Origin of the sequence: Arthrobacter sp. CAN_A214 (assembly GCF_015751955.1) — a bacterium.
Classification (GTDB): domain Bacteria; phylum Actinomycetota; class Actinomycetes; order Actinomycetales; family Micrococcaceae; genus Arthrobacter_D.
The window spans coordinates 1-21,731 of the sequence record NZ_JADOUU010000028.1; the positions used below are offsets into that span (position 1 = coordinate 1).

The 21,731-nt window shown below is 61.6% G+C and carries 21 protein-coding genes and 2 pseudogenes; 11 read left to right on the top strand and 12 right to left on the bottom strand.

The annotated features are described in order from the left end of the window. Positions 1-308: ATP-binding cassette domain-containing protein (locus IWX65_RS15105; protein WP_196884125.1), on the top strand; the 308-nt coding region annotated here is incomplete at its 5' end. A gap of 64 nt (positions 309-372) precedes the next feature. On the opposite strand, the gene IWX65_RS15110 is transcribed toward IWX65_RS15105, so the two are convergent. The 3 genes from IWX65_RS15110 to IWX65_RS15120 all read right to left on the bottom strand — a co-directional run bounded on the left by IWX65_RS15110 (position 373) and on the right by IWX65_RS15120 (position 4,907). Continuing rightward, positions 373-1,686, bottom strand: a complete 1,314-nt coding sequence (locus IWX65_RS15110; RefSeq protein ID WP_196884127.1) for an MmgE/PrpD family protein — start codon at positions 1,684-1,686, stop codon at positions 373-375. Next, positions 1,683-1,928 (bottom strand): DUF6282 family protein, encoded by a 246-nt coding sequence (locus IWX65_RS15115; protein WP_196884129.1) that lies wholly within the window; start codon positions 1,926-1,928, stop codon positions 1,683-1,685. Before IWX65_RS15115 ends, IWX65_RS15110 begins: the two co-directional genes overlap by 4 nt. Before the next feature lie 93 nt (positions 1,929-2,021). Continuing rightward, positions 2,022-4,907: an FAD-binding and (Fe-S)-binding domain-containing protein gene (locus IWX65_RS15120; protein ID WP_196884131.1), complete on the bottom strand. Its 2,886-nt coding sequence runs from the start codon at positions 4,905-4,907 to the stop codon at positions 2,022-2,024. A 37-nt stretch (positions 4,908-4,944) separates the two neighbouring features. On the opposite strand from IWX65_RS15120, the gene IWX65_RS15125 reads away from it, so the two are divergent. After that, a complete protein-coding gene (locus tag IWX65_RS15125; protein ID WP_334683903.1) occupies positions 4,945-5,673 on the top strand; it encodes a GntR family transcriptional regulator in 729 nt (242 codons plus the stop codon). Between the two features lie 734 nt (positions 5,674-6,407). On the opposite strand, the gene IWX65_RS15130 is transcribed toward IWX65_RS15125, so the two are convergent. Continuing rightward, on the bottom strand, positions 6,408-7,256 hold the full coding sequence (locus tag IWX65_RS15130) for a nitrilase-related carbon-nitrogen hydrolase (protein WP_196884135.1): 849 nt from the start codon (positions 7,254-7,256) through the stop codon (positions 6,408-6,410). Between the two features lie 318 nt (positions 7,257-7,574). Here IWX65_RS15130 and IWX65_RS15135 point away from each other — a divergent pair, with 318 nt between their 5' ends. The 7 genes from IWX65_RS15135 (at position 7,575) to IWX65_RS15165 (ending at position 14,230) form a co-directional block, all read left to right on the top strand. Further along, positions 7,575-8,408, top strand: coding sequence for a DUF6282 family protein (locus IWX65_RS15135; RefSeq protein ID WP_196884137.1), 834 nt, complete (start codon positions 7,575-7,577; stop codon positions 8,406-8,408). A 48-nt stretch (positions 8,409-8,456) separates the two neighbouring features. Further along, positions 8,457-9,101: an ABC transporter permease gene (locus tag IWX65_RS15140; RefSeq protein ID WP_196884139.1), complete on the top strand. Its 645-nt coding sequence runs from the start codon at positions 8,457-8,459 to the stop codon at positions 9,099-9,101. Next, a complete protein-coding gene (locus IWX65_RS15145; RefSeq protein ID WP_196884141.1) occupies positions 9,098-10,321 on the top strand; it encodes an ABC transporter ATP-binding protein in 1,224 nt (407 codons plus the stop codon). Before IWX65_RS15140 ends, IWX65_RS15145 begins: the two co-directional genes overlap by 4 nt. Beyond that, positions 10,318-11,100 (top strand): ABC transporter permease, encoded by a 783-nt coding sequence (locus IWX65_RS15150; protein ID WP_196884143.1) that lies wholly within the window; start codon positions 10,318-10,320, stop codon positions 11,098-11,100. Before IWX65_RS15145 ends, IWX65_RS15150 begins: the two co-directional genes overlap by 4 nt. A gap of 28 nt (positions 11,101-11,128) precedes the next feature. After that, positions 11,129-12,067, top strand: a complete 939-nt coding sequence (locus IWX65_RS15155; RefSeq protein ID WP_196884145.1) for a glycine betaine ABC transporter substrate-binding protein — start codon at positions 11,129-11,131, stop codon at positions 12,065-12,067. A gap of 61 nt (positions 12,068-12,128) precedes the next feature. Continuing rightward, the gene (locus IWX65_RS15160; protein ID WP_196884147.1) at positions 12,129-13,049 is read left to right on the top strand and encodes an alpha/beta hydrolase; all 921 of its coding nucleotides are present in this window, start codon (positions 12,129-12,131) and stop codon (positions 13,047-13,049) included. Between the two features lie 740 nt (positions 13,050-13,789). After that, positions 13,790-14,230 carry a hypothetical protein gene (locus tag IWX65_RS15165; RefSeq protein WP_196884148.1) on the top strand — a complete coding sequence of 147 codons (441 nt, stop codon included), beginning with the start codon at positions 13,790-13,792 and terminating at the stop codon, positions 14,228-14,230. A 165-nt stretch (positions 14,231-14,395) separates the two neighbouring features. Here IWX65_RS15165 and IWX65_RS15170 read toward each other — a convergent pair whose 3' ends face one another. From IWX65_RS15170 to IWX65_RS15185, 4 genes are all read right to left on the bottom strand, one after another. Continuing rightward, positions 14,396-14,791: a hypothetical protein gene (locus IWX65_RS15170; protein WP_196884150.1), complete on the bottom strand. Its 396-nt coding sequence runs from the start codon at positions 14,789-14,791 to the stop codon at positions 14,396-14,398. Between the two features lie 92 nt (positions 14,792-14,883). Next, complete coding sequence (locus tag IWX65_RS15175; RefSeq protein WP_196884152.1) at positions 14,884-15,228, bottom strand: cupredoxin domain-containing protein; 345 nt, start codon at positions 15,226-15,228, stop codon at positions 14,884-14,886. A gap of 347 nt (positions 15,229-15,575) precedes the next feature. Continuing rightward, on the bottom strand, positions 15,576-16,220 hold the full coding sequence (locus tag IWX65_RS15180) for a cupredoxin domain-containing protein (RefSeq protein WP_196884155.1): 645 nt from the start codon (positions 16,218-16,220) through the stop codon (positions 15,576-15,578). 374 nt (positions 16,221-16,594) lie between these two features. Then, entirely contained in the window at positions 16,595-16,897 is a 303-nt protein-coding gene (locus IWX65_RS15185; protein WP_196884158.1) for a hypothetical protein, read from the bottom strand. A gap of 418 nt (positions 16,898-17,315) precedes the next feature. Here IWX65_RS15185 and IWX65_RS15190 point away from each other — a divergent pair, with 418 nt between their 5' ends. Continuing rightward, positions 17,316-18,089 carry a CHRD domain-containing protein gene (locus IWX65_RS15190; protein ID WP_196884160.1) on the top strand — a complete coding sequence of 258 codons (774 nt, stop codon included), beginning with the start codon at positions 17,316-17,318 and terminating at the stop codon, positions 18,087-18,089. A 184-nt stretch (positions 18,090-18,273) separates the two neighbouring features. Here the strand turns inward: IWX65_RS15190 and IWX65_RS15195 are convergent, their stop codons facing one another. Further along, positions 18,274-18,471, bottom strand: a complete 198-nt coding sequence (locus IWX65_RS15195; RefSeq protein ID WP_196884162.1) for a hypothetical protein — start codon at positions 18,469-18,471, stop codon at positions 18,274-18,276. Positions 18,472-18,729: 258 nt separating this feature from the next. Here IWX65_RS15195 and IWX65_RS15200 point away from each other — a divergent pair, with 258 nt between their 5' ends. After that, positions 18,730-19,413 (top strand): class F sortase, encoded by a 684-nt coding sequence (locus IWX65_RS15200; RefSeq protein WP_196884164.1) that lies wholly within the window; start codon positions 18,730-18,732, stop codon positions 19,411-19,413. A 668-nt stretch (positions 19,414-20,081) separates the two neighbouring features. Here the strand turns inward: IWX65_RS15200 and IWX65_RS15205 are convergent. From IWX65_RS15205 to IWX65_RS17895, 3 genes and pseudogenes are all read right to left on the bottom strand, one after another. After that, a complete protein-coding gene (locus tag IWX65_RS15205; protein WP_196884166.1) occupies positions 20,082-20,873 on the bottom strand; it encodes a ZIP family metal transporter in 792 nt (263 codons plus the stop codon). A gap of 132 nt (positions 20,874-21,005) precedes the next feature. Then, a pseudogene (locus IWX65_RS15210) lies at positions 21,006-21,458 on the bottom strand (transposase); the annotation flags it as partial. Between the two features lie 42 nt (positions 21,459-21,500). Next, a pseudogene (locus IWX65_RS17895) lies at positions 21,501-21,653 on the bottom strand (IS30 family transposase); the annotation flags it as partial. Positions 21,654-21,731: the final 78 nt, after the last annotated feature.

A 21,731-nucleotide genomic window follows, 5' to 3' on the forward strand; every position in this document is an offset into this window, starting at 1 on the left:
TCATCGGCGCCAACGGCAGCGGCAAGTCCACCCTGGCCCGGACTTTCAACGGGCTACTCATTCCGCGCTGCGGAACGGTCCTCGTCGACGGTGTGTATACCCGAAAGGATGCCGTCCGTGTGCGCCGCCGGGTGGGATTCATCTTCTCTGACGCCAACCACCAAATCATCATGCCCACGGTTGCCGAGGATCGCGTTGGGGTTGCGTGGACAAAAACTCAGGCGGTCTCAACCGGTCAACGCAGTCCCGTGGCCCCACCCCAGCGTTGGAATCATCGATTCGTTTCCAGTGGTGGAGGTCAGGGATGAGAGCACGCCAGCGCGGGTACAAAGTCTCGTGGTGTCGGTTCGATCGGCGTTGGGGTTTGGGGTCTTAGGGTGGCTCGGTGATCAGGTCCATGAGCTCGTTCAGGGGTGTGGCCACGTCGGAGAAGATGACGTCTGAGATGGCCTGGCTTCGTCTGCGGTCAAGCATCTGCGTGTTCTGCCGGTATTTTTCGTGCAGCGTCGCATCGCTGACGGGGACTTCAGGGTTTCCGTCGGTTGTTTCCAAGGAATAGGAGTGCCCACTTTTGAGAGTGATTAGCACTTTTGCGCGGCGCTGTGCGGGAAACTCTGCGGTCATGTCCGCCGATGGGATTAGTCTGATTTTTTGGGACAGGCGCAGCACATTTGCGTCGGTTGTCGGGTGTAGGACGTTTTCGGGTGTCAGTTTGCCGTGTACCAAGGCCGCCGCGAGGGCGTAGGGGAGGCTGTATTGTGCCTGTTCCGTGTTTTGGGGGGCCGTGGTGTGCAGGCGTGCTGCTGCGGCGAAGGTTGTCACCTCCACCTCGTGGATCTGATCAGCCTGTATAAGTTGATTGGCACGAATGGACAGACCGGCCTGCACCGCCGGGTGCGCCCATCGGCACACGGGGTAGATCTTGAAATATTGTTCTGTGATCCGCCAGCGTTGCCCGAGGTCGTCGATTTCCGGGTGTTCCTCCATCAGCTCGGCTGGGGCCCCGGTGAAACCACCGGCTGCAAGGTATGCCGCATCGACGCCTGCTTGAGCGCCCCAGGCGGAACTGTCTTTGACCATTGTGGGGTGCTCGATTGTGCGCATCATCGGCGCGCGGGGGGCGGAATATTCTGCGATTCCCAGTGCGTGCCGTGTCGCTTCGGGGCTCAGCCTGAGTATGCGGGCGCCGACGGCGGCCGCGCCGAGGGCGTTCCACGCCCCCGAGCTGTGGTAATCGGCAGCTGTCCGGTGGAGAACGATCCCTGCGCGCAGTGACACTTCGTAGGCAACGATCAGCCCCACCAGGAGATTTTCCACCGTTGTCAGGGAGCGTTGGTCAACGAAAGCCAGTACCGCGGGCAGTGCAGCCGCGCCGGCGTGGCCTTTTACCAGGCGGTGACCGTCGTGGCCGTCCATTGAATCAATGGTTCCCGCGTTGGCCAGAGCGGCATAGGAGGCACCGACCCGCCGACCGTCGAAAAGCAGGCGGGAGCTCTGTGCTGATCCGCCAGCCTGGTGGTAGGCGTGGTCACGAATAATTCGAGACAGCGGGGTGGCGGTGCCGGCCACCGCAACCCCGATCAGGTCAAGCAGGCAGCGCCGCGCCTGATGCAGCACATTGGCAGGAAGGTCTTGCCCACTGATTCCGTGGATGAAGTCGGTGATGCCCGAATACTGAGAATTCACGAAGGACCCTTGGGATGGTGGGAGGATTGACCGCGAAAGCCGGTCAACAAGCCGTGTGTGCGGCGTCGGGAGCCGGTGGCCGTTTCTTTTCTCAGGTGAGTGGCCCGTGAGGTGGAGATCCGCCGGCGGGCTTCCAGCATGACACCGGAGAAGTCGGCCAGCGCAAACTCCTCCGCGACGGCGATGTCGTCACCAATACGCTTAGAAACTTCAGGTCCTTCGTGCACATGACCGTCGAACAATGCTAGAGCTCCTCCATCCGAGAATGATGCGCTAACCACAATGCTGTGGTGCGATCATCGCAATGCTGAACTTCGGGGTTGATCTTCTAAGCCTCAGGAATTGCGCGTTGTGTCATCCAGCAATTGAGCTAGATGGATGCCTTGCCTATCGCTGAGATCCGAGAGCTGGGTGCGGCAGGAGTACCCGTCGGCGAGAATCACAGTGTCCGGAGCCGCGGACCGTACCGCGGGAAGCAGTTGCTGTTCGGCTACAGCGACGGAGACCTCGTAGTGGCCTTTTTCCACGCCGAAATTCCCCGCTAGACCGCAGCACCCGCCGAGCTTTTGCACCTTCGCGCCCGCGCGCTCCAAGATTTGCGCATCCGGACTCCATCCCATGACTGCGTGGTGGTGGCAATGTGGTTGGGCAACCACCGTGGTGCCCTCCAATGGTGGCGGTGTCCATCCGGGAACCGAAGCCAGCAGCTCAGCCAACGTGCGGGTGGCTTCCGCGACGGGGCGTGCCGCAACTTCGCCAAGAAGCTCCATCGCATCCGAGCGGAGCACACCGGTGCAGGACGGTTCCAGCCCCACAATGGGAATCCCCGCTGACGCGTATTGTTGCAGCTCATTGACTGTATCGCCGAGGATTCTCCGTGCGCCGTCAAGCTGGCCGGTGGAAATCCACGTCAAACCACAGCACAACGGTTTCGAGGGAAGCCGCACATCGAAACCGGCTTGTTCCAGCACCCGGACAGCGGCTCGTCCGACTTCCGGAGTGAAGTAGTTCGTGAAGGAATCCGCCCAGAGCAGTACCGGACCTTGGGGTGCAACTACGTCCCTGTCTGCACCCCCGGCTATGTGTTGAGCGGCCGCGTCGTCGTGCTGGGCTGATGTCGCCCTTGCCTGGAACCAGGAGTGGAACGTCTGGACTGCGAATGGGGGTATGGTGCGCCGGTGGTCGACGCCGGCGAGCCTGAGCCCCACCGCTCCCAGTACGGGCAGTTTGGACATGGTGTTGATCAGGCGGGGGGCGAGGGACGCGATGCGCGCCCACCGGGGCAGCCAGCCCAGAGAATAGTGGGAGGCGGGACGGAGGCGTCGGCGGTAGCTTTGGTGAAGCATTTCTGCTTTATAGGCAGCCATGTCCACTCCAGTGGGACAGTCTGATGCGCAGCCTTTGCAGGAAAGGCAAAGATCGAGGGCATCATGGACCTCCGGGGAACGCCAGCCGGCCCCGCCCTTGTTAATCATCTCCTGCAGCACGCGGGCCCGCCCGCGGGTCGAATCTTTCTCCTCGCGGGTAGCAAGGTAGGACGGACACATCACGCCGCTGCCGTCAGAGTTATCAGCGCGGCACTTTCCCACTCCAGTGCAGCGGTGGACGGCTTGGCTGAAGTCGCCTCCGTCATGGAGATAACCAAACCCGAGGCCGGATTTCAAAGGCGCAGCCTGGGCGACCCGCACGTCGGCATCGAGGGGCAGTGGATCGACGATGATTCCCGGATTCAATAGGTTGTCCGGGTCAAGGACTGCTTTGACTTTCCCGAAGAGCGCGAGGGCCGCGGGTGAGTACATGTAAGGGAGCAGTTCACTGCGAGCCCGCCCATCCCCATGTTCACCTGACAGGGATCCCCCGTAGTTTGCGACCAGCTCGGCGGCACCGGTCATGAAGTTACGGAACAATGCGGTTCCATCACTGCGGTCGAAGGGCACGTCCAACCGCACATGGACACAGCCGTCGCCGAAATGACCATAGGGAAAGCCCATAAGGTGGTGCTCGATCAGCAGGGCATCAAAATCCCTGAGGTAATTGCCCAGCTTCTCGGGAGGAACGGCCGAATCTTCCCATCCCGAATGGGCGGGAACACCTGCGGTCGAACGGCCCGCTAGTCCTGCGCCGTCTTCACGAATTTTCCAGAGGGCCGCCGACTCCCGGGCATCGGAGACAACCCGTGCCGATAAGGCAGCGGTCCGGCTCAGGCGAAGTGCCCGGTCCGCAACCTCCAATGGGTCCTCGCCCGCGATCTCGACAAAGAGCCAGGCAGCCCCGTCGGGTAGCGGCGGCACAGCGGCAGCACCCTTCTGGGCGCGCACGACGTCGACAATCCGGGAGTCCAACCCTTCGCAGGCCGTGGGACGGAACGGCATGACATCCATGACTGCGTCACCGGCCGATCCGATATCAGCGAATCCCAGAACCACCATGGTCCGGTATGCCGGGTCAACGACCAGCCGCACTCCTGCCTCAAGGACGACCGCAAGCGTTCCCTCACTGCCGACCAACGCGCGCCTCAAATCGAAATGGTGCTCAGGCAGCAGATGTTCCAGGGCATATCCGGAGACCTGGCGGCCGAACCGGCCCAGCTCCGTACGAATGGTGCCCAATTCGCTTTGCACCAGGGTGCGCAACGCGCTTGTTTCCGGGCCCGATGGCGTTCCCTCGGTGCCAAGGAAAAGCCGGGTTCCCGAACCAGTCACCACGTCAAGGTGGCTGACATTGTCAACCGTGCGGCCGTAGGCCAAAGTGCGGGATCCGCAAGCGTTGTTGCCGATCATGCCACCAATAGTGCAGCGGCTGTGAGTGGATGGATCAGGCCCAAATCGCAGCCCCTCCGCCAATGCTCTGCGCTGCAACACGGCATGCACGGCGCCTGGCTGAACAATCGCCGTCCGGGCATCAGGGTCAAGGTGTAGCACCTTGTTCATATAACGACTGAATTCAAGGACAACCCCACTGCCGATGGCATTGCCAGCCACGGAAGTACCTGCTCCACGAGATGTCACAGGGATTCCCCGATCCCGGCACACCTCCAAAGTGGTCATCACTTCATCAGCATCATGGGGAAACACCACTGCAGCCGGCCGCACACGGTACAGGGAGCCATCACTGGAGTATGCGGCACGTGTGGTCTCGTCATCGCGGGCATCCTGCACTCCACAACTACGCAGGGCTTTGGCGAGCGACTGTGGCATTGCTAAAACGGTCATAAGTAACATGCTACATGTTACGAAAATAACTTGGATAGACTTCGGTGTGCCCACCTTCACCCCTGCCATATCTGCGTTGGATGCAATTCCGGTGTCCCTTGCCGAACGCGCCATCGAGGCGGTGCGGGGCGCCGTTCGCTCGGGCGCCCTCATCCCGGGCGAGCTTTATTCGGTCTACAGGATTGCGGAGCAGCTCGACATTTCTCGAAGCCCCGTGCGCGAAGCATTGCTTCGGCTTGCAGAGACGGGCATGATCAAATTTGAGCGGAACCGTGGTTTTCGGGTTGTGTTGCCAACTCCGCACGACATTGCCGAAATATTCGCCATTCGCCTGGCTTTGGAAGTTCCGGCGGTACGACGCGCAACACTTCAGGCCGATATCAGGGATCGACGAGCATTGCGGCAACAGTATGCCGCGATGGAAGAAGCGGCACAGATCGACGATGAGCCGACTTTTGAACACCACGATCAAGAACTGCACGCGTTGCTGATCGACATCGAAGGCAACAAGCGCACCAAAAACATCATCAACAACCTTCGGGACGCAACCCGACTAGTGGGGGCCTCCACCGTTCGTTCCGAGCGATCTTTGCTGGAAGTCCTCGTGGATCACCTTCCCATCGTCGAAGCGTTTGAAGCAGCTAATCCTGAAGCTGCTGCGATCGCCATGGATTGTCATTTGCGGACGACAGGGCGGTTACTCCTGAGCCAGGCATTACGGCAGAGCGGGAAGCAGGACGAAGAACTCGCTATCTGGGAACAACTTATTGATTGAACGAGATGCTCCCGCTCTGATGATTCATCCGGTCGAGAAGATCGTCGCCTCACGCACGCTGTCAGGAACCTGGGCTGGGAAGACTCCCGGTTGATGGACACCAACCACTCGAGGACTTCCGTTCGGACCCTGCAGGAGACCGAAGGAGGGGTATTTCGGTCTCCTGCATTTGGCTGGCTCGTCAGCCGCTCTTTGCAGGTCTGCTGAATTCGGTCGTGGTCCACCCGTCGTCGCCGGAGCGAGCGGCCACGTCTTCAAACCGACAGACCCTGTTACCCACTTGGACCTTCAGGAATCCCAGCGGGCCAGCAAGGGTAACGCCCTGCCCACAGGAGCACCCGTCCCGCAGGAAGTTTGTCCGGCTGGATCTGAAGTAGGTCACGGAAACCCAGCCGCCCGGCCTGCGGAAGGCAATCACGTTCCGGCCGCTTCCGATCCATTCAAGACGCCCCTCGGTCTGCAGCTCCCTGCGCAGATCCAGCATCCGGCGAGGGGCATACGCTCGCCCATGCTGCGCACTGGTCCAGCTGCTGGGCTAGGTGGATACCCGGCCCCGACCCGGAGAGGGACTATCCCGATGCCACCGTCGTCGTCGGATAGCCGGGTTGGTGTTCCGGCCGCCGCGCCCCCAATCAGGTCGATGAGGCACCTGCGCCCCTAATGCAACACATCACCCGGGATGTCACGGTGACTGACTTCGTGAATGAACTCGGTGACGTCGTCATATTTGGGACTTATGGCTCTGCTGCCAATTTGGCTGCTTCTCGGGCGATGAGGTCCGCCCGCGGCTCCTGTAGCAGTGGCCATTGACGGCGCAGTACCCTCAGCTCTTCAAGGTCAAGTTCGGCATCCAGCTGCCCCGGCTCGGACCCTAGTTGACCAAGGACCTCGCCTGAGGGATGGATCACGCGGGATCCACCCCAGAAATCCCGTTGGTTTTCCTCACCGCAACGGTTGACGAAGACCACGTAGGACTGCAGGACCACCGCAGCATGGAGCAGGAGGATTTCCCAGGCACGCTCCGTCGGCACGCCGATGTGGCTCGTCGCGCTGTTGACGGGCACCACGAGAACCTCGGCACCACCGTGTGCTGCGAGCCACGGAATGGCGGGCTGCCAGGCGTCATTGCAGATCAGCACCGAAAGGCGGGTGTTGAGGAGGTCCTCGCAATTCAGCTGCCCACCTGGACGAAAGTGCTTGCGCTCCTCCCAGCCTTTATACGTGGGGAGGTACATCTTGCGTTGGATTCGGGCTTCACCGTCGCTCAGCAGGGCCGCGCTGTTGAAGGTGTGGTGGCGGAAGGCCTCTGCAAAGCCCACCACGGCGGCCGGGCCGTGCCTCCCAAGGCCCAGCAGTCGCTCGTCGGAGGGCTTCAGCGGCAACGCGTCGGGGACCTCGCTCAAGTGGTACCCGTGCGTCGCCAACTCCGGCAGCACCACCAGGTCGCGATCCGAGGCAGAGGCAATGAGCGAATCCATCTCGCGCAGGTTGCCATCGACATCTCCCAGCGTGGGATCGGTTTGCAGTAGCCGGACTTTCAACGTGTCGCCTTTGACAGCCCACTTCTCGGACACATCGCTCACTTTCAATCCCTTCTTGAGCGGCAGGTTCGCCGCAGCCACGGAGTGGGCACCACCCCGGAAATCATGTGCCCCACTATTCAGGCCTGGTGCCGACCCCGCAATCGGGAGTGCATTTATCGCAACTGGGACCGATTCCCGTGCGAACCGATACTCCGGATCAAGGCAACTGGACAGAATAGACCTTTAGTTGCATATTTTGCACCACAGTGTTGTGTAGATCACACTTCGCTCTTAGAGTCGTTCCCATGAACCCGGGAAGAGATCACAGTGGATTGACCCCGCCCGCAGCGATGCCGGCTGGCGAAAGGCTCCCGATAGATGTTTGATGTTCACGTCCACGCCGCGCCGGACGTCATTGATCGTATCGGCTATGACGACCAGATTTGCGCCCAGTATGCCGCCGAGGGTTTCAGCGGGTTCGTGCTCAAGGGACATCAGGAATCGACTGTCGGACGGGCGAAGGCGCTGGCTCGCGCCTCGGGGCTCGACGTCGTCGGTGGCATCGCGCTCAACCGGCCGGTCGGCGGTATTAATCCGGCGGCGGTTGCAGCGACGCTCCATAGCGGCGGCCGTGTCATTTGGTTTCCTACCGCTGACGCGCACACCCAGGAAAGCGCGGGGTTGCCCCGGTTGAGCGATCTTCAACCACGACTGAACCGCTCTACTCTTTCCACCCCTCCGGTTTTGGCAGCCGATGACGTGCAGCTGAGAAGCATTTATCTGGTTTTGGATCTGATCGCCGAGTTCGACGCGGTCCTGTGCACGGGACATCTGAGCACTGCTGAATGCCGGTGGCTCTTTGATGAGGCAGGGAAACGGGGAATCACCCGGTTCCTGCTCACGCACCCTTCCTATACGGTTCCGGCGATGAGTGTGGCGGAGATCGCCGAGCTGGCTGATCGTGGCGCCTATGTCGAAATTACTGCCTACCAGCTTTGGCATCAGCCGGGGATGACCGAAGCGCTCCTGGCCGGGGTGGCGCGCGCAGCCGGGGACCGCCTGATTCTCTCGTCCGACGCCGGTCAGCCGAACAGCCCCCAGCCCCCGCTGGCGCTCAAGGAACTCATTGAACGACTGGCCTCCCAGGGCCTCGACTCCAGCTGGCTGCAAGCCAGTGCCTCCGACAACCCCAGGAAGCTCGTGCTGTCATGACATCTCCCAAACGGCTATCCCGAGCGGAAATCGGGGCGGTGACGTGACGTGAATTTTTTCGAATTCCTGATCAACCGCAGTGACGACATGCTTGAGCTCGGTCTGGGGCACGCCGCCGTCGTCGGCGTCTCGGTCCTGCTGGCCACCGTGATCGGGGTCAGCCTGGGCATTGCCACCTACCGTAAGCCGCGGCCGCGCGAGGCCGTCCTCGCCGTCACCGGTGCGTTCCTGACCATCCCGTCCTTCGCGCTCTTCATCCTGCTCATCGGACCGCTCGGCCTGGGAGCCATGCCGGTGGTGGTGGCCCTGACCATGTACGGGCTCCTACCGATCGTCCGGAACACGATCACCGGGCTGCGGGAGGTGGATCCAGCCATTGTCGAATCCGCCAGCGGCATGGGAATGAGCCGCAGGCAACAGTTGCTGCGCATCGAGCTGCCGCTGGCATGGCCCGTGATCATCACCGGGGTGCGCGTGACCTCTCTGGTGCTGCTCGGCATCGCAGCAATCGGCTCGGTCGTCCTCGGCCCCGGCTACGGCGAAATGATCTTCACCGGACTAGCCCGAGTGGGCACGCCGGTGGCAGTCAACCTCGTCCTCGCCGGGACCCTCGGCATCATCATTCTCGCCATCCTGTCCGATGTCCTGTTCTACGTCATCCGCAGGCTCACAACCTCCCAAGGAATCCGATGACCAGTTCACCCAACATCAGCCAACCATCCCGCAAGGTCATGATCCGGCTGGAAAACCTCACCAAGCGCTTCCCCGGCCAGCAGCAGAACGCCGTCGACAACCTGACGTTGGACATTTACGAAGGTGAGATCGTTGTGCTGGTCGGCCCATCCGGCTGCGGCAAGACCACCACCATGAAGACCATCAACCGGATCATCGAACCAACGTCCGGACGGATCATCCTCGACGGCGAAGACGTCACCACCGCGAACCCGGACACGCTGCGGCGGCGGATCGGCTACGTCATCCAGCAGGTGGGCCTCTTTCCCCATCTGACCATCGGCGAGAACATCGCGACGGTCCCGAAGCTGCTCGGCTGGGACAGCAAGCGCGTGGCTGCCCGGGTCGACGAACTGCTGGAAATGGTCAACATGTCTCCGGCCGACTACCGCGACCGCTACCCCAAACAACTCTCGGGTGGACAGCGCCAGCGGGTCGGCGTCGCCAGGGCTCTCGGCGCGGACCCCGACGTGATGCTGATGGATGAGCCTTTCGGCGCAATCGACCCCATCACCCGCGACCGCCTACAGAACGAATTCCTGCGTCTGCAGTCGGAGGTCCGCAAAACCATTGTCTTCGTCACTCACGACATCGATGAAGCGATCAAGATGGGAGACCGCATCGTCATCCTTCAGGAAGCGTCGCGCATCGCCCAGTACGACACCCCCGAGAGGATCCTCACCGCCCCCGCGAATCAGTTCGTCGCCGACTTCATTGGCAAGGGAGCCTCGCTGAAGCGGCTGAACCTCAGCCGGGTCTCCGATATCGAGCTGTCCTCCTGGCCCACCGTCCGGGTGGGCGCCGACTCCGCGCAGGTGCTTGATCAGCTGAGGAGCAGCGGGCGGGATTCAGTGCTGGTCCTTGACGACGCCGGGCGGCCGCGCCGCTGGGTCGGCTCCGGGGACCTGCAGTCCTCCCCGAGCGGTGCACTCGATGAGATCGGAATGCCGGTCGAAGGGATGGTCGAACCCACCGCCACCCTCAGCGATGCCCTCAACGAACTGATCGCCGCCCGAAACAGTGTCACCGTCGTGGTCGATTCCGCCGGCGTCTACCGCGGGGTGGTGGACATCAACCAGATCAACGAGACGATCCGCGCCATGCGCAGCACCTCCGCAGCCCAGAATGCAGCCGATCTCGCTGAACGTCCGACGGCGGGATCGGCCGGTGACCGGCCATGACCACCCTCGCACGCGATCAGGACGTCGTCGCCCAGACCCCGCCGCGGATCCGCCACCGGTCGCTGACCGGTTACGTGGTCATGCCGGTGATTCTGGCGCTGGTATGTCTCGGCCTGTACCTGTATGTGGGGTCACGGGAACTGGACAGCATCGAGGCACGCTCGCTGAACGCCGCATCGCTGGCCAAAGCGACCTGGGAACATGTCCAGCTGACCGCGGTGTCGACCCTACTGACCCTCATCGTCGCCGTTCCGCTGGGAATTCTGCTCACCCGTCCCTTCACGCGGCGGATCCGGCCGTATGTGCTGACTCTGCTCACGCTGGGGCAGGCTGTCCCAACGATCTCGGTGCTTGTCCTCCTCGCCGTCGCGTTCCTGTTTCTCGGCTTCCAGGCAGCGGTGGTGGGCCTGGTGCTCTATGCCATCATCCCGGTGTTGCTGAACACCATGGTCGGTCTGGAGCAAGTGGATGAATCCGTCCTTGAAGCCGGTCGCGGCATGGGTATCTCGAAGTTCGGGGTGCTGCGACGGCTGGAACTTCCGCTCTCCGTGCCGATCATCCTGGCCGGTGTGCGCACCGCTCTCGTCATCAACGTCGGCACCGCCACACTCACCACCTATATCAACGCCGGCGGCCTCGGCGACATCATCGTTGCCGGGCTGTCCACCAACCGTGTCCTGATCCAGGTTGTCGGTGCCGCCCTCACCGCGGTCCTGGCCCTGCTGATCGATTACCTGGCCGGGATCGCCGAAGACTTCCTTCGTCCCAAAGGGCTGTAAAACCATTCCAACCACTAGAAGAGGAACCATGAACACAACATCCGCGCAGGCGAAAACCCTCACAGTCCTTGGTCTCGGCCTTGCCCTCACACTGACTGCCTGTGGCGGCGGAGACACCGGCGGTGCGACCGCCGACGGCGAACTCGCCGGTGCCGAACTGTCCGTCGGCTCCAAGGAATTCACCGAATCAATCCTGCTGGCCCAGATCACCGCAGCCGCCCTGGAAAACGCTGGCGCAACAATCGAGGACAAGACCGGGATTTCCGGCAGCGCCACCGTCCGCGAAGCCCTGGAAACCGGTGAAGTCGACATGTACTGGGACTACACCGGCACCGGATGGGTCAACATTCTCGGCAACACCACCGAGGACGTTCCCGAAGACCTGTACGCCGCCGTCGCCGAAGGCGATGCCGCCAACAACATCGCCTGGCTGGAGCCGGCACCTTTCGAAAACACCTACCGTATCGCTGTTCCCACAGCCTTCGCTGAGGAAAACAGCCTCACCACGATGAGCGACGCCGCGGCCTACATTCAGGAGAACCCGGATGAGGGCGTGGTCTGCGCCGCCAGCGAGTTCATCAACCGCGACGACGGACTGCCCGGCCTGGAAGCGGCCTACGGCTTCGAATTCAGCAGCATCGTCGAACTCGACCTGAACCTGATCTACACCCAGATCGGTGAGGAATGCAGCTTCGGTGAGGTGTTCTCCACCGACGCCCGCATCGTCTCCAACGACCTGACCGTCCTCGAAGATGACCAAAAATTCTTCGTTGAGTACCAAGGCGCAATGACCCTGCGGCAGGAAACACTCGATGAATACCCCGCCATCGCCGAAATCATGGCGCCCGTCAGCGAAGCCCTCACCAACGAGACCATCACCGAACTCAACGGCAGGATCGACAACGACGGCGAAGAGCCGCGCGACGTCGCCGACGAGTGGCTCGAGAGCGAAGGCCTCATCGGCTGACCCAAGCTGCGTCCCACCGAAACTCTGACTATGAACACGAATACGAAAAAAAGGAAACACAGTGATTGAGAAGGAAACCACGTTCTTCAGCGAGGGAAGCCGCCTGAAGGCCACCCTGTATTACCCGGACGATCTGCCGGCGAATGGCCCGCATCCGGCGTTGATCGTCAACTCCGGATACCAGGGCTTCAACGAGTTCTACCCGAGAATGTTCGCCAAGAACATGACCACACGCGGCTACATCTGCCTCGGCTTCGACTACCGCGGGATGGCGGACAGCGAAGGCGAAAAGGGCACCGTCCTCATTGAGCAGCAGGTCGAGGACATCCGCAACGCCATCACATTCATGCAGTCCCAGGAAGATGTGGACGATCACCGGATCGGGCTCATCGGCTGGGGAATGGGTGCAGCGAATGTCGTCCTGACCGGCGCAAAGGCGCGGAACGTGGCCGGGGTAGCCGCACTGAACGGCTTCTACGACGGCGAGAGGTGGCTCAAATCAATCCATACCTTCGACGAGTACACCAAAATCCTCGACGAAGTGCAGCTGGACCGTACGCGGCGGGTCCTCGAAGGGGAATCACAGCTGGCCGACACCTTCGCCCACTACCCGCTGGATCCTGCCACAGAGGATTACGTGGGGAAGGAACTCTCCCAGGTGTATGGATTCGGGCACCCCACACGGCTGCAGTTCACCGAGTCCATCATCGACGTCAAGGTGGAGAAAATGGTCAGGGACCTCGCGCCAGCGCCCCTGTTCATCGGACACGGGTCGCGCAACACCCTGCACCCCTACGACGAGGCCCTGTCGTTGTACGAGGCAGCGTCCTCACCCAAGACGCTGTACACCATCGACGGACGCCACAACGACTTCATGTACGGCGACCACCCCGAATTCCTGATCCTCTGCGACCGCCTGCAGGAGTTCTTCGATTCCGCCTTCGCGGCAAGCTCATCCCCGTCCAGGAGTGTTTCAGCTTAGCCCGGCGGCGCCGGTGGAAACGCCGAAATCCCCGTGTCCGCTCGGAGGTTCCGGCGTTTCCCCGTGGCAGGGGTGTCAACTCGGCAGTCCATGCCTTCAACCGTATGCAGCGTCAGCCCTCGGCCAGACGAGGACCGACATAGGTCAGGCTTGCAGGTTCGAGTCCTCCGGATACGGCGCACAGCACACCCCTGCACCAGGCCACCGGGCAGCAGCCGCAAACCGGTGGTCAGCACACTCACTCCCAGGCCTACGTGCAGGTAGCTGGGCAGTGCAATGACGCTGCCCAGCATCGTGGCCATGCACACCATCACAATTACCACCGAGATGCGTGTGGCGGACGTGAGGATGCAATAAGGCCCGTCACCAAGCTGAAGTTCTTTCGGTGACGAATCAACCACCAACCACGGCCCGCAGGATATGAGCGAGTTGGGTTGTTCGGATAGGTGATGACTAGCCATTGGAGGATGACGGTGCAGTTGAGGCAACGAAGCAGGACCGCGGTAGTGATTCCGTTATTTGCTGTGGTCCTTCTCAGCACAGGCTGTGGCGCCGTCGATGAGAACCCTCTAAACGTTAACGGGGATCGGGCCGCGACCACCGAACCGACAACCACTGGTGGAGGGCAACCTGGGTCCGACTCGTCCCCGGAAAAAGCATCCGATAGTGGCGCCGCCCTGGGAGATGTGTGGGGGGACGATCCGCTGGGCATCGCGAAGGACGGGGCGAAGCTATGTGGGGTGCAACCGCAGAACAGTTTCCAGCAGTACACGCTCCTGCTTCACAATCCGACCCTAGAAACATTCACCTTTTCCGGTGTTGAGCTTGGTTCCCCGCAAGGGCTGGAAATTCTCTCTACCGAAATCACACCAGCGAACAAAGAGGGTCACGGCAACCACGGCGCCGCACCAGCAGGCGCCGACCACTCCGGGCACGACGCGACACCGATCCCCACGGAAACCGAACCCGAGTCCAGTACCTTCCTGGTGGACCCGGTTCCGGCCGAAGGGTTCATTTTCGAACCCGACGCGCACATCGATATCGTGGTCGAGGTGGCGCTGGATGAAACAGTCGAAACGGGGACAGCAGATAATATCGTCGTCGATTTCAGCTCCCCCACCCGCGATTACTCCGTGGCGCACCCATTGAGCATCACCGTGGAACGCACAACCTGCTCCTAACCACCCGGCCCACCGGAGTGTTGAAGTGCGAAACGATACCCCCGGCCCCTTCCCTTAGCGGCTAGCCGACTCCCCCTAGGTGCGGGCCACCACTGACCGCATGCTCAGCCCGGCGGTGCAACCTTCCGGGTTCAGATCACTTCCGCCCGGTGCGGGCGGGCCGCTTTATGGGTTGTGTCGGGGCCGGTGTAGGAGTGCATAGCCGATGATGGCGAGGATCCCCGCGGCGGCTTCTGCCACTGCGGTGAAGGCTTTTTTCGCGTACCAAACGGGCTCATACATGGATGGGATCGGTCCGATCGCCGGGACCTGCACGTACCGGTACAGGACCACGGCCACCAAGGCCGAGAGCGCCACGGCGGCGGCCACCGTGTAGGCTCCTCGGTTTCCACGAATCAGGACATACAGGGCGGCCAGGACGGCGATGACGGCCTGGATCCGGAAGAGGTTTCCTCCACCGATACCGCCCGGGTAGGCCTGTTGGAAACCGGGGGCGAGCTGGAAGTGGATGACCGCGCTGACGATCAAGCCCACCGCAACCATCACGCGCAGGACAATCATCAGCGGCCGATTGCGCCCCTGGTTCCTGGTCGCGTGGTTCGGTTCTCCGGCAGGGTTTGCCTTCCGGTTTTTCGCTGGGCTGCCTGTCCGGCTCATGAGATGACCAGGGTTCCGGACATCTCAGGGTGATAGGTGCAAATCACGGCATACTCGCCGGCTTCCTCGGGTGCGGTGAAGGTCACTGTTTCACCGGCGGGAACATCCACGTCGAAGCCGCCGTCGTCTTCGGCGGTGACAGTGTGCGGGGCGTCGTCTTCGTTGATGACCGTCACCATCGCACCCGGTGCGATGGATTCGGGCATCTCGTATTCGAAGTCCTTGATGGTGATCATGGCCTCCTCCGCAGGCGCTGCTTCCGCTGAGGCCGACCCTGTGGCGGAGGTCCCAGCCCCGGTGGTCGCGGCCGCTGATTCCGGTGCCGCGGCTTCACTTGCCACGCTGGTCGCCTCAGTGCTGCTCGGACCGGTTTCGGACCCGCACGCGGTAACACCGGTAAGTACAGCGGTGAGCATTAGAGCTGATATTCCATAACGTACCTTCATGGTCGTACCTCCAAAGATAATGAACCAGTGAACTATGCGCTGTGAACTGTCGAAGATCTGTGAACTGTCAAGGTTCTTTCAGGGGGTGCCTGACAAGCACGCCATACCCGTTGACGAGGTTCTCCCTACACCCGGTGGTAGGCCGGTTCTGAGGTCCCCCGCTCCGGAATCAACCGCGAGGTCCGCAGGGCTGCGGTGATGAGGTTGCAGCCCTGCGATCCGCACGAGGAAAAGCGGGTGGATCAGTTGTTACTGTTCTGGCGGCGGACGGCGTAGGTTCCGCCAGCTGCAGCCAGGAGCACCAGTCCCCCACCCAGAGCGATAATCGTCGAGGTGTCACTTGCTTCGTTCATCGCTCCGGTGTCAGCGCCGCCCTTGGGCACAGCACCCATCTGATCCATGCTGTTGCCTGCTGCACTACCGGACTCAGCGACCTCAGGAGCTGCGACCTCGGGTGCCGCCGGTGCTGCCGGTGTCGTAGGTGCAGCGGGGGCGGGTGCCATGGCTTCAGCGCCGACGGTCAGAGTGCCCCGCATGTTGCCGTGGAATTTGCAGAAAAACCCGTAGCTCCCGGCTGCGCTTGGGGCGGTGAAGGTCGCGCTTTGCCCGCCGGGGATCGTGATATCGAAGGAGCCGTCATCGGCGGTGACGGTGTGAACTTCGGTGTCATTGTTCGTGACCGTGATCTCACCGCCCGGGTTCACGGTGCCTGGCCCGGAGAACACGAAGTTATCGATGCTGATGGACATCTGCCCAGTGGTCATCGCTGGTACTGCCTGGGAGACCGGGCCGGGGGCGGCCACCGCTACCCCGGCGGACCCAAGTCCCGCTCCTCCGATGAGGGCTGCGGTGAAAGCGACACTAAGAACTTTTTTGCTGGTGATCATGATGATGCCCTCCGGCGGGGCGTTTAGGGAGACAACATTTTGGTAGTCAGTCGACTTGACGCACCGTTGCCGGAAAACCACCGCCGCATGACATTCGTCACGTACAGCGCGTTGGATTGCCCTCTCCGAAGACCAGTAATCGACTAATCGACAAAATGATCGTTGTGTTCGGCGGTCAGAACCGGTGACCCACTCCAATGACCTACTCCTCAGCCGTTGGCTGCCGGGGTGGTGGCATGACAAAAGCGCCGGGGAACACACGGTGAAGGGCCGCTTGTTGTGTTCTCCGACGCTCTCGACCGGGTCAAAAGAGTTCCGGTCATCAGTCACTCGCACGTGAAGATAGCTAAGACACTACGCCCACTAGCTGAGCTTTACCTGAGATCAAGACCGCTATCTTTCTTCTGCCGCTTCTGATGCAGAAGGGCATCAATCTCCTCGATGTCCCGAACCGCCGCGCACAGCACCCACTGGGCATGCTCTTGATCGGCGTGCACCCTATCGACCCGCTCGGATCCCCCAACGGCATGCAGGTCATTGACCTCTTCACACGCTCGGCGGGCCTCAAGAAGCTTCTGCACACAGCGACCGCGGAGCGCTTCGAGGTCAATCACTGTATGCGCCTTCGCGACGGCCAGCAGGAAACCAACACCATGACCGGTTTCGGAAATTGTCATACCCGAACCTCCCTCGAACAGCGTGTTCACCAGACACTCCCGCACCACATTCAACGTGTGCAGCCTCGCCTGGGCAACCCCTTATGACAATACATATGCATTCCTGTCAAAAACCGCACGAAACGATCTTGACTCGGCCGGGCGCTGCACTGCGTCCTGCAGAACCGGTGAATCGCGGGATGAAGGGGTGAGTAATTCCGATCCATCCACAACCCCACCTGTATCACGTGTCACAATTCGATCCTTCCCATGGAAGCCGTGTTGTGCCTACTGTGAGGACAGGCACCGCACAATCACGGGTGCTGAGTTCCGGGGTGATGGTGGGGGAAAACCAATCCACGCTTCGGAGTGCTCCGAATCACCATTTGAGCGTGTCCATTGGGGCATGCGCTTACCGCACAGTGAAGGAATTATTCTCATGAACAAGGCAATGCGTTTCCTTGCAGTTCCCACCCTCGCCCTCGGCGCCCTGGCCATGGCATCATCGCCAGCCATGGCAGCGGACGAGTCCTACTCCTCGACCCTGGGCCAGCTCAACGGCACCACCGGCACCGGCACGATCACCGTCGACGTCACCGGCGACAAAGCCAAGGTCAACCTGCAGGTCTCCGGCCTCGCCGAAACCTTCATGGACGCACCATACCCCCACGTCCAGCACATCCACGGCGGAGCCCTGGGCGAGTGCCCCACCACCGCTGATGACGAAAACGGCGACGGCATCCTCAACACCACCGACGGCGCACCCTCCTACGGTGGAATCCTTACCACCCTGACCACCAGTGGAGCCACCGGCCCCGAAGAGGGCCTGAACCTCGCCCTCGGCGGACAGGGTGGCAGCTACACCATCGACCGTGAAATCGACCTCAACGCCGAGACCAAGGCTTCCCTCGAAGCCGGCACCGCCGTCGTCGTCGTCCACGGCCTGGACCCCGCAACGGCCACCGGCACCGAAGAGGCCTTCAACTCCCCTAGCGACCTGGAGCCCTCACTTCCCCTCGGTGCCACCTCACCGGCACTGTGTGGAACCCTCGTAGCCTCCCAGATGGGTGACATGCCAGCAGGCGGCGCCGACACCGGAGTCGCCCAGGAAACCGGATCCAACACCGCCATGCTCGCCCTCGGTGGCGGCCTGGTCCTGGCAGCAGCAGCCGGCGGAACCTTCATGGTCCGTCGCAGCAACACCAACGCATAACAGCACCTAACAGCAATTCAGCACCACAGCACCAGCACGACGAACTGATCGGATCTGATTCGTCCGACGATTAGTTCACCCCAACGGCCGCCGCAGAAGCCCTAGCTTCTGCGGCGGTCGCTTTTTAACGCTGGCCGGCTGCGGTTACTTCTTAACGGCTTGCCACGAGCAACTCACCGTTTTTTCAGGCGTCCTCACGGCGGAAATCGGCCCAGTTCTCGGCAGCGGCCAGATAGCGCCGTGCAGCAGTAACTACCGCGTCAGGGTGAGGATTGATCCACGACCGTTCAAGCTCGGAGAGTGCCTGGTCTGCACGACGACGCGATAAAGCCATCGCCACCGAATCGACGCCACTAGCCTCACTACCGCGTATCAGGCTCATGCATTTCATTCGTAGTCGGAGGATTCAGGGATCGCTTTGACCGCCGGCCACGGTGCGTGCGAACATCACTGATTGGTTCGGAATGCAGCTTCGCGGCGATGATGTCGCCCAGCAGGCTTGCTGGCTAGTTGGTTTCCGAGGAACCCATCCGGAAGGACGGCTGTTTCGAAGAATAATCAAGCACGTTGGTTGGGGCCAGCAGCAGCAACGCCAAGGAACAATCCTGCAGGTCCCACGAACTGATTGGACAAGCCCACCATGCTTAGATCATCCAGCGGACATCGCGGAGGGTACTTCGCCTCAGCAGCAGTTGCCGCCCTCATCCTCACAGGCTGCGCAACAGAAGCCCCGCCCCAAAGCCAGGAAACGGCGGCACCTCCGACGGTTTCCTCCACACCCGCGGTGCCAGCCCCCGCCCAGACAACTGCGCCGCCCGCACCGGAAACTCCCGTCGCCGCAGCCCCCACTCCGACCCAATCCCCGGTCCTGCCCGAATCAGCCCCAGTTTCCTTCAGCATCCCCTCCATCGGCGCCGGATCAGAGCTCCTCAACCTCGGGCTGCGCGACAACGGCTCACTCGAAGTTCCCCCAGACGGCCCCGGCGCACCCGCGAGCTGGTACAACGACTCCCCCACACCAGGGGAACGCGGACCAGCTGTCCTGCTCGGCCACGTCAACGCCACCGACGCAGGCCCAGGCGTCTTCGCGGACCTGCGCAGCCTCAAAGCCGGGGACACTATCGACGTCGCCCGCGAAGACGGCACCACAGCAACCTTCGTCTTCGACCGCGGCGAGCAGTACCCCAAAGACGAGTTCCCAACCCAGACGGTCTACGGCAACACCGAAGGATCCGAACTACGCCTGATCACCTGCGACGGCTACGACCCCGATACCGGTGAATTCGACGACAACTACGTCGTCTACGCAAAACTAGTCACCTAAACTGCGAACCCGATAGACGCTGCCGCTATCACGGTGGAGGATCGGTTTATGCGGCACCTGCTGTGACCAAGGCCCTGACATCTGTGTGACACAGTAGGCGGCATCATCGGTCGGGGGTGCGCAGTTGTTTCCTACCATCCCGCTAACGAAGATCGTCAGCGGCTCCCGGTCGCGTGCCGCGTTCTACGCCAGCAAGCCCGCCTACCTGCGGTGCGGTTCGAAGCGTGTGCGCAGGGTGGCTACGGCCCTTACATGGGCCGGTGCCTCATGGGACCATACGGTATGGGCGAAAAGGGTAGCGCACGTGACGAAGGGGCCGCTCGGCGGACCGGGGTGAACGATCATGCCTGGGAGCGGGAACACCGCCATCCCACTGCTGAACAAGCCAGAGCTATCATCCACCGTCGGAGGGAGGCCGAAGCGAAGCTGAAGCAGCATCAGCAGGAGGCCCGACATAAGACCGAAGAAAAACCTGAAGGAAAGCACGAGTAGGACAGGTCCTTCGAAACGGCCCGGTATGCGGAACGAAGTTTCTAGGATGCCACACGCGCTTCCTAGAGGTGCCAGTTGCATAAGTGTCCGGGCGGGTAAATGAGGTACCAGTACTCGTCCATGCCGTTTCCGTCTTCACGGTTAATTCCGAGTGGTTGAGGATTCTCCGGTGTTTCCTACATGAGGGATAGGACGAAGGAGAGGACGAAACCGGCGGCTGTGCTCATGGCTACGGCCGGTCCGCCGTGTTCGTAAGCTTCGGGCATAAGCGTGTCAGCCAGGGACGCGATGACAGCACCGGCGGCGAAAGCCAACGGCAGGGAGATCGCTTCCGGGTCCACTCCTGACAGGGGGCCCGCACCGACAAGGACGGCGACAACCAGTAACACTGCGCAGGCTCCCCATAATCCAAGGATGGTGCCGGTGGTTTTGCCTTGGGCCCGCATCGACGAGGACCCGACCAGTGCCTCGGGAAGGTTGGAGACGAATATCGCGGCCAGGAGGGCCAGGCCGCCGGTTCCACCACCAAGGGCAACGCCCAGCGCTACGTTTTCCGGTACACCGTCGAGGGTGACAGCGGCAAGGAGGGCCAGACCTGCTGCGCCGCGTGTCGATGCCTTCGAGGATGAGCGCTTCGTCGCGGCAGCATCCGTGTCTAACTTGGCGCTGCCTTCATATTCATCAGCCGGTGCTGCTTCTGACCCGGCTTGGGCCCAGCGGTCGAGTAACGCGCTAAGGACGGTGAAAACAAGTGCACCGGCAAGCAGGCCGATGGCTGCCCGCCATATGCCTCCTCGTTCATAGGCGTCCAGGAACAGTTCGAAAGCCAGTGCGGTGATAAGGGACCCGGCAGCGAAGGAGAGGAGGATCGCCAACACACGTTTGGGCAGATTGAACCGGACACCGACCAGGGCTCCTATAACCAAAGCGCTGGAAGCCACCACGCCGAACAGCAACGACATCGTCATGGGCCCAGTATAAGAATCAGAACCACGAAATGAAGGAGTACTGCAAAGGTTCACCAGGTAAAGCTTTCACCTTGTTTCACCCTGGTTGCATGCGGCGATGGGGGCTGCTGAAGATTTGGTTGACTCGTAGGTTTAGGCCGCGAGGTCGACGGCTGGTTTCATAATCGTCTCGTATTCGATCGGGGTGAGTCTACCGAGGCGTCTTTGGCGCCGCCTGCGGTGGTAGGTTCGCTCGATCCAGGTCACGATGGCCAGGCGTATGTCCTCGCGGGTAGCCCATCGACGGGTATCCAGAACATTGTTCTGGAGTAGGGACAAGAACGACTCCATCGCGGCATTGTCACCGCACGCGCCGACCTTGCCCATCGAGCCGATCAGGCCGTTGTTTGCCAGGACGCGCACAAACTTCTTCGACTGGAGTGCACAATCGCCCCGACCGGCTCACGCCGGGCGATTGCCATCCGCAGGGCGGAGACGGCCAGGGACGCTTCATCCGCGAGTCGATGGAGTAGCCCACGATGCGGTTGGAGTAGACGTGGCGGTTTCAAGAAGCCCGTCCTTGATCGCGCACAGGTAGAGCTTGCCGGCGTTCGCTTGGATTCCAGCAGTCGTCGCAACACTTTCGTTTTATGAGGCTTCAAGTAAAGCAGCAAGACGCTCAGCTGGTGTGTCCCAGTTGAGGGATTTACGAGGCCGGTCGTTTAGTTCCCCGGTGACTTCGAGAAGACGCCTGACGCTGTGTGGGGCGAGGTTGGTGCCTTTGGGGAAGTACTGGCGAAGGGAGAGAGTGGAGTGGTCCCCGGAAGTTGGACACCTAATTTAGGGTTCTTCTTCAGGAAGTAGTCACATGTATTTCAA

Excerpts from the sequence above, each read along its gene's own strand:
- IWX65_RS15190 (WP_196884160.1), top strand. The coding sequence starts at position 17,316 with ATGAACAAGGCAATGCGTTTCCTTGCAGTTCCCACCCTCGCCCTCGGC.
- IWX65_RS15120 (WP_196884131.1), bottom strand. The coding sequence starts at position 4,907 with ATGTTACTTATGACCGTTTTAGCAATGCCACAGTCGCTCGCCAAAGCC.
- IWX65_RS15145 (WP_196884141.1), top strand. The coding sequence starts at position 9,098 with ATGACCAGTTCACCCAACATCAGCCAACCATCCCGCAAGGTCATGATC.
- IWX65_RS15170 (WP_196884150.1), bottom strand. The coding sequence starts at position 14,791 with ATGATTGTCCTGCGCGTGATGGTTGCGGTGGGCTTGATCGTCAGCGCG.
- IWX65_RS15135 (WP_196884137.1), top strand. The coding sequence starts at position 7,575 with ATGTTTGATGTTCACGTCCACGCCGCGCCGGACGTCATTGATCGTATC.
- IWX65_RS15155 (WP_196884145.1), top strand. The coding sequence starts at position 11,129 with ATGAACACAACATCCGCGCAGGCGAAAACCCTCACAGTCCTTGGTCTC.
- IWX65_RS15205 (WP_196884166.1), bottom strand. The coding sequence starts at position 20,873 with ATGACGATGTCGTTGCTGTTCGGCGTGGTGGCTTCCAGCGCTTTGGTT.
- IWX65_RS15180 (WP_196884155.1), bottom strand. The coding sequence starts at position 16,220 with ATGATCACCAGCAAAAAAGTTCTTAGTGTCGCTTTCACCGCAGCCCTC.
- IWX65_RS15195 (WP_196884162.1), bottom strand. The coding sequence starts at position 18,471 with ATGAGCCTGATACGCGGTAGTGAGGCTAGTGGCGTCGATTCGGTGGCG.
- IWX65_RS15150 (WP_196884143.1), top strand. The coding sequence starts at position 10,318 with ATGACCACCCTCGCACGCGATCAGGACGTCGTCGCCCAGACCCCGCCG.
- IWX65_RS15185 (WP_196884158.1), bottom strand. The coding sequence starts at position 16,897 with ATGACAATTTCCGAAACCGGTCATGGTGTTGGTTTCCTGCTGGCCGTC.
- IWX65_RS15200 (WP_196884164.1), top strand. The coding sequence starts at position 18,730 with ATGCTTAGATCATCCAGCGGACATCGCGGAGGGTACTTCGCCTCAGCA.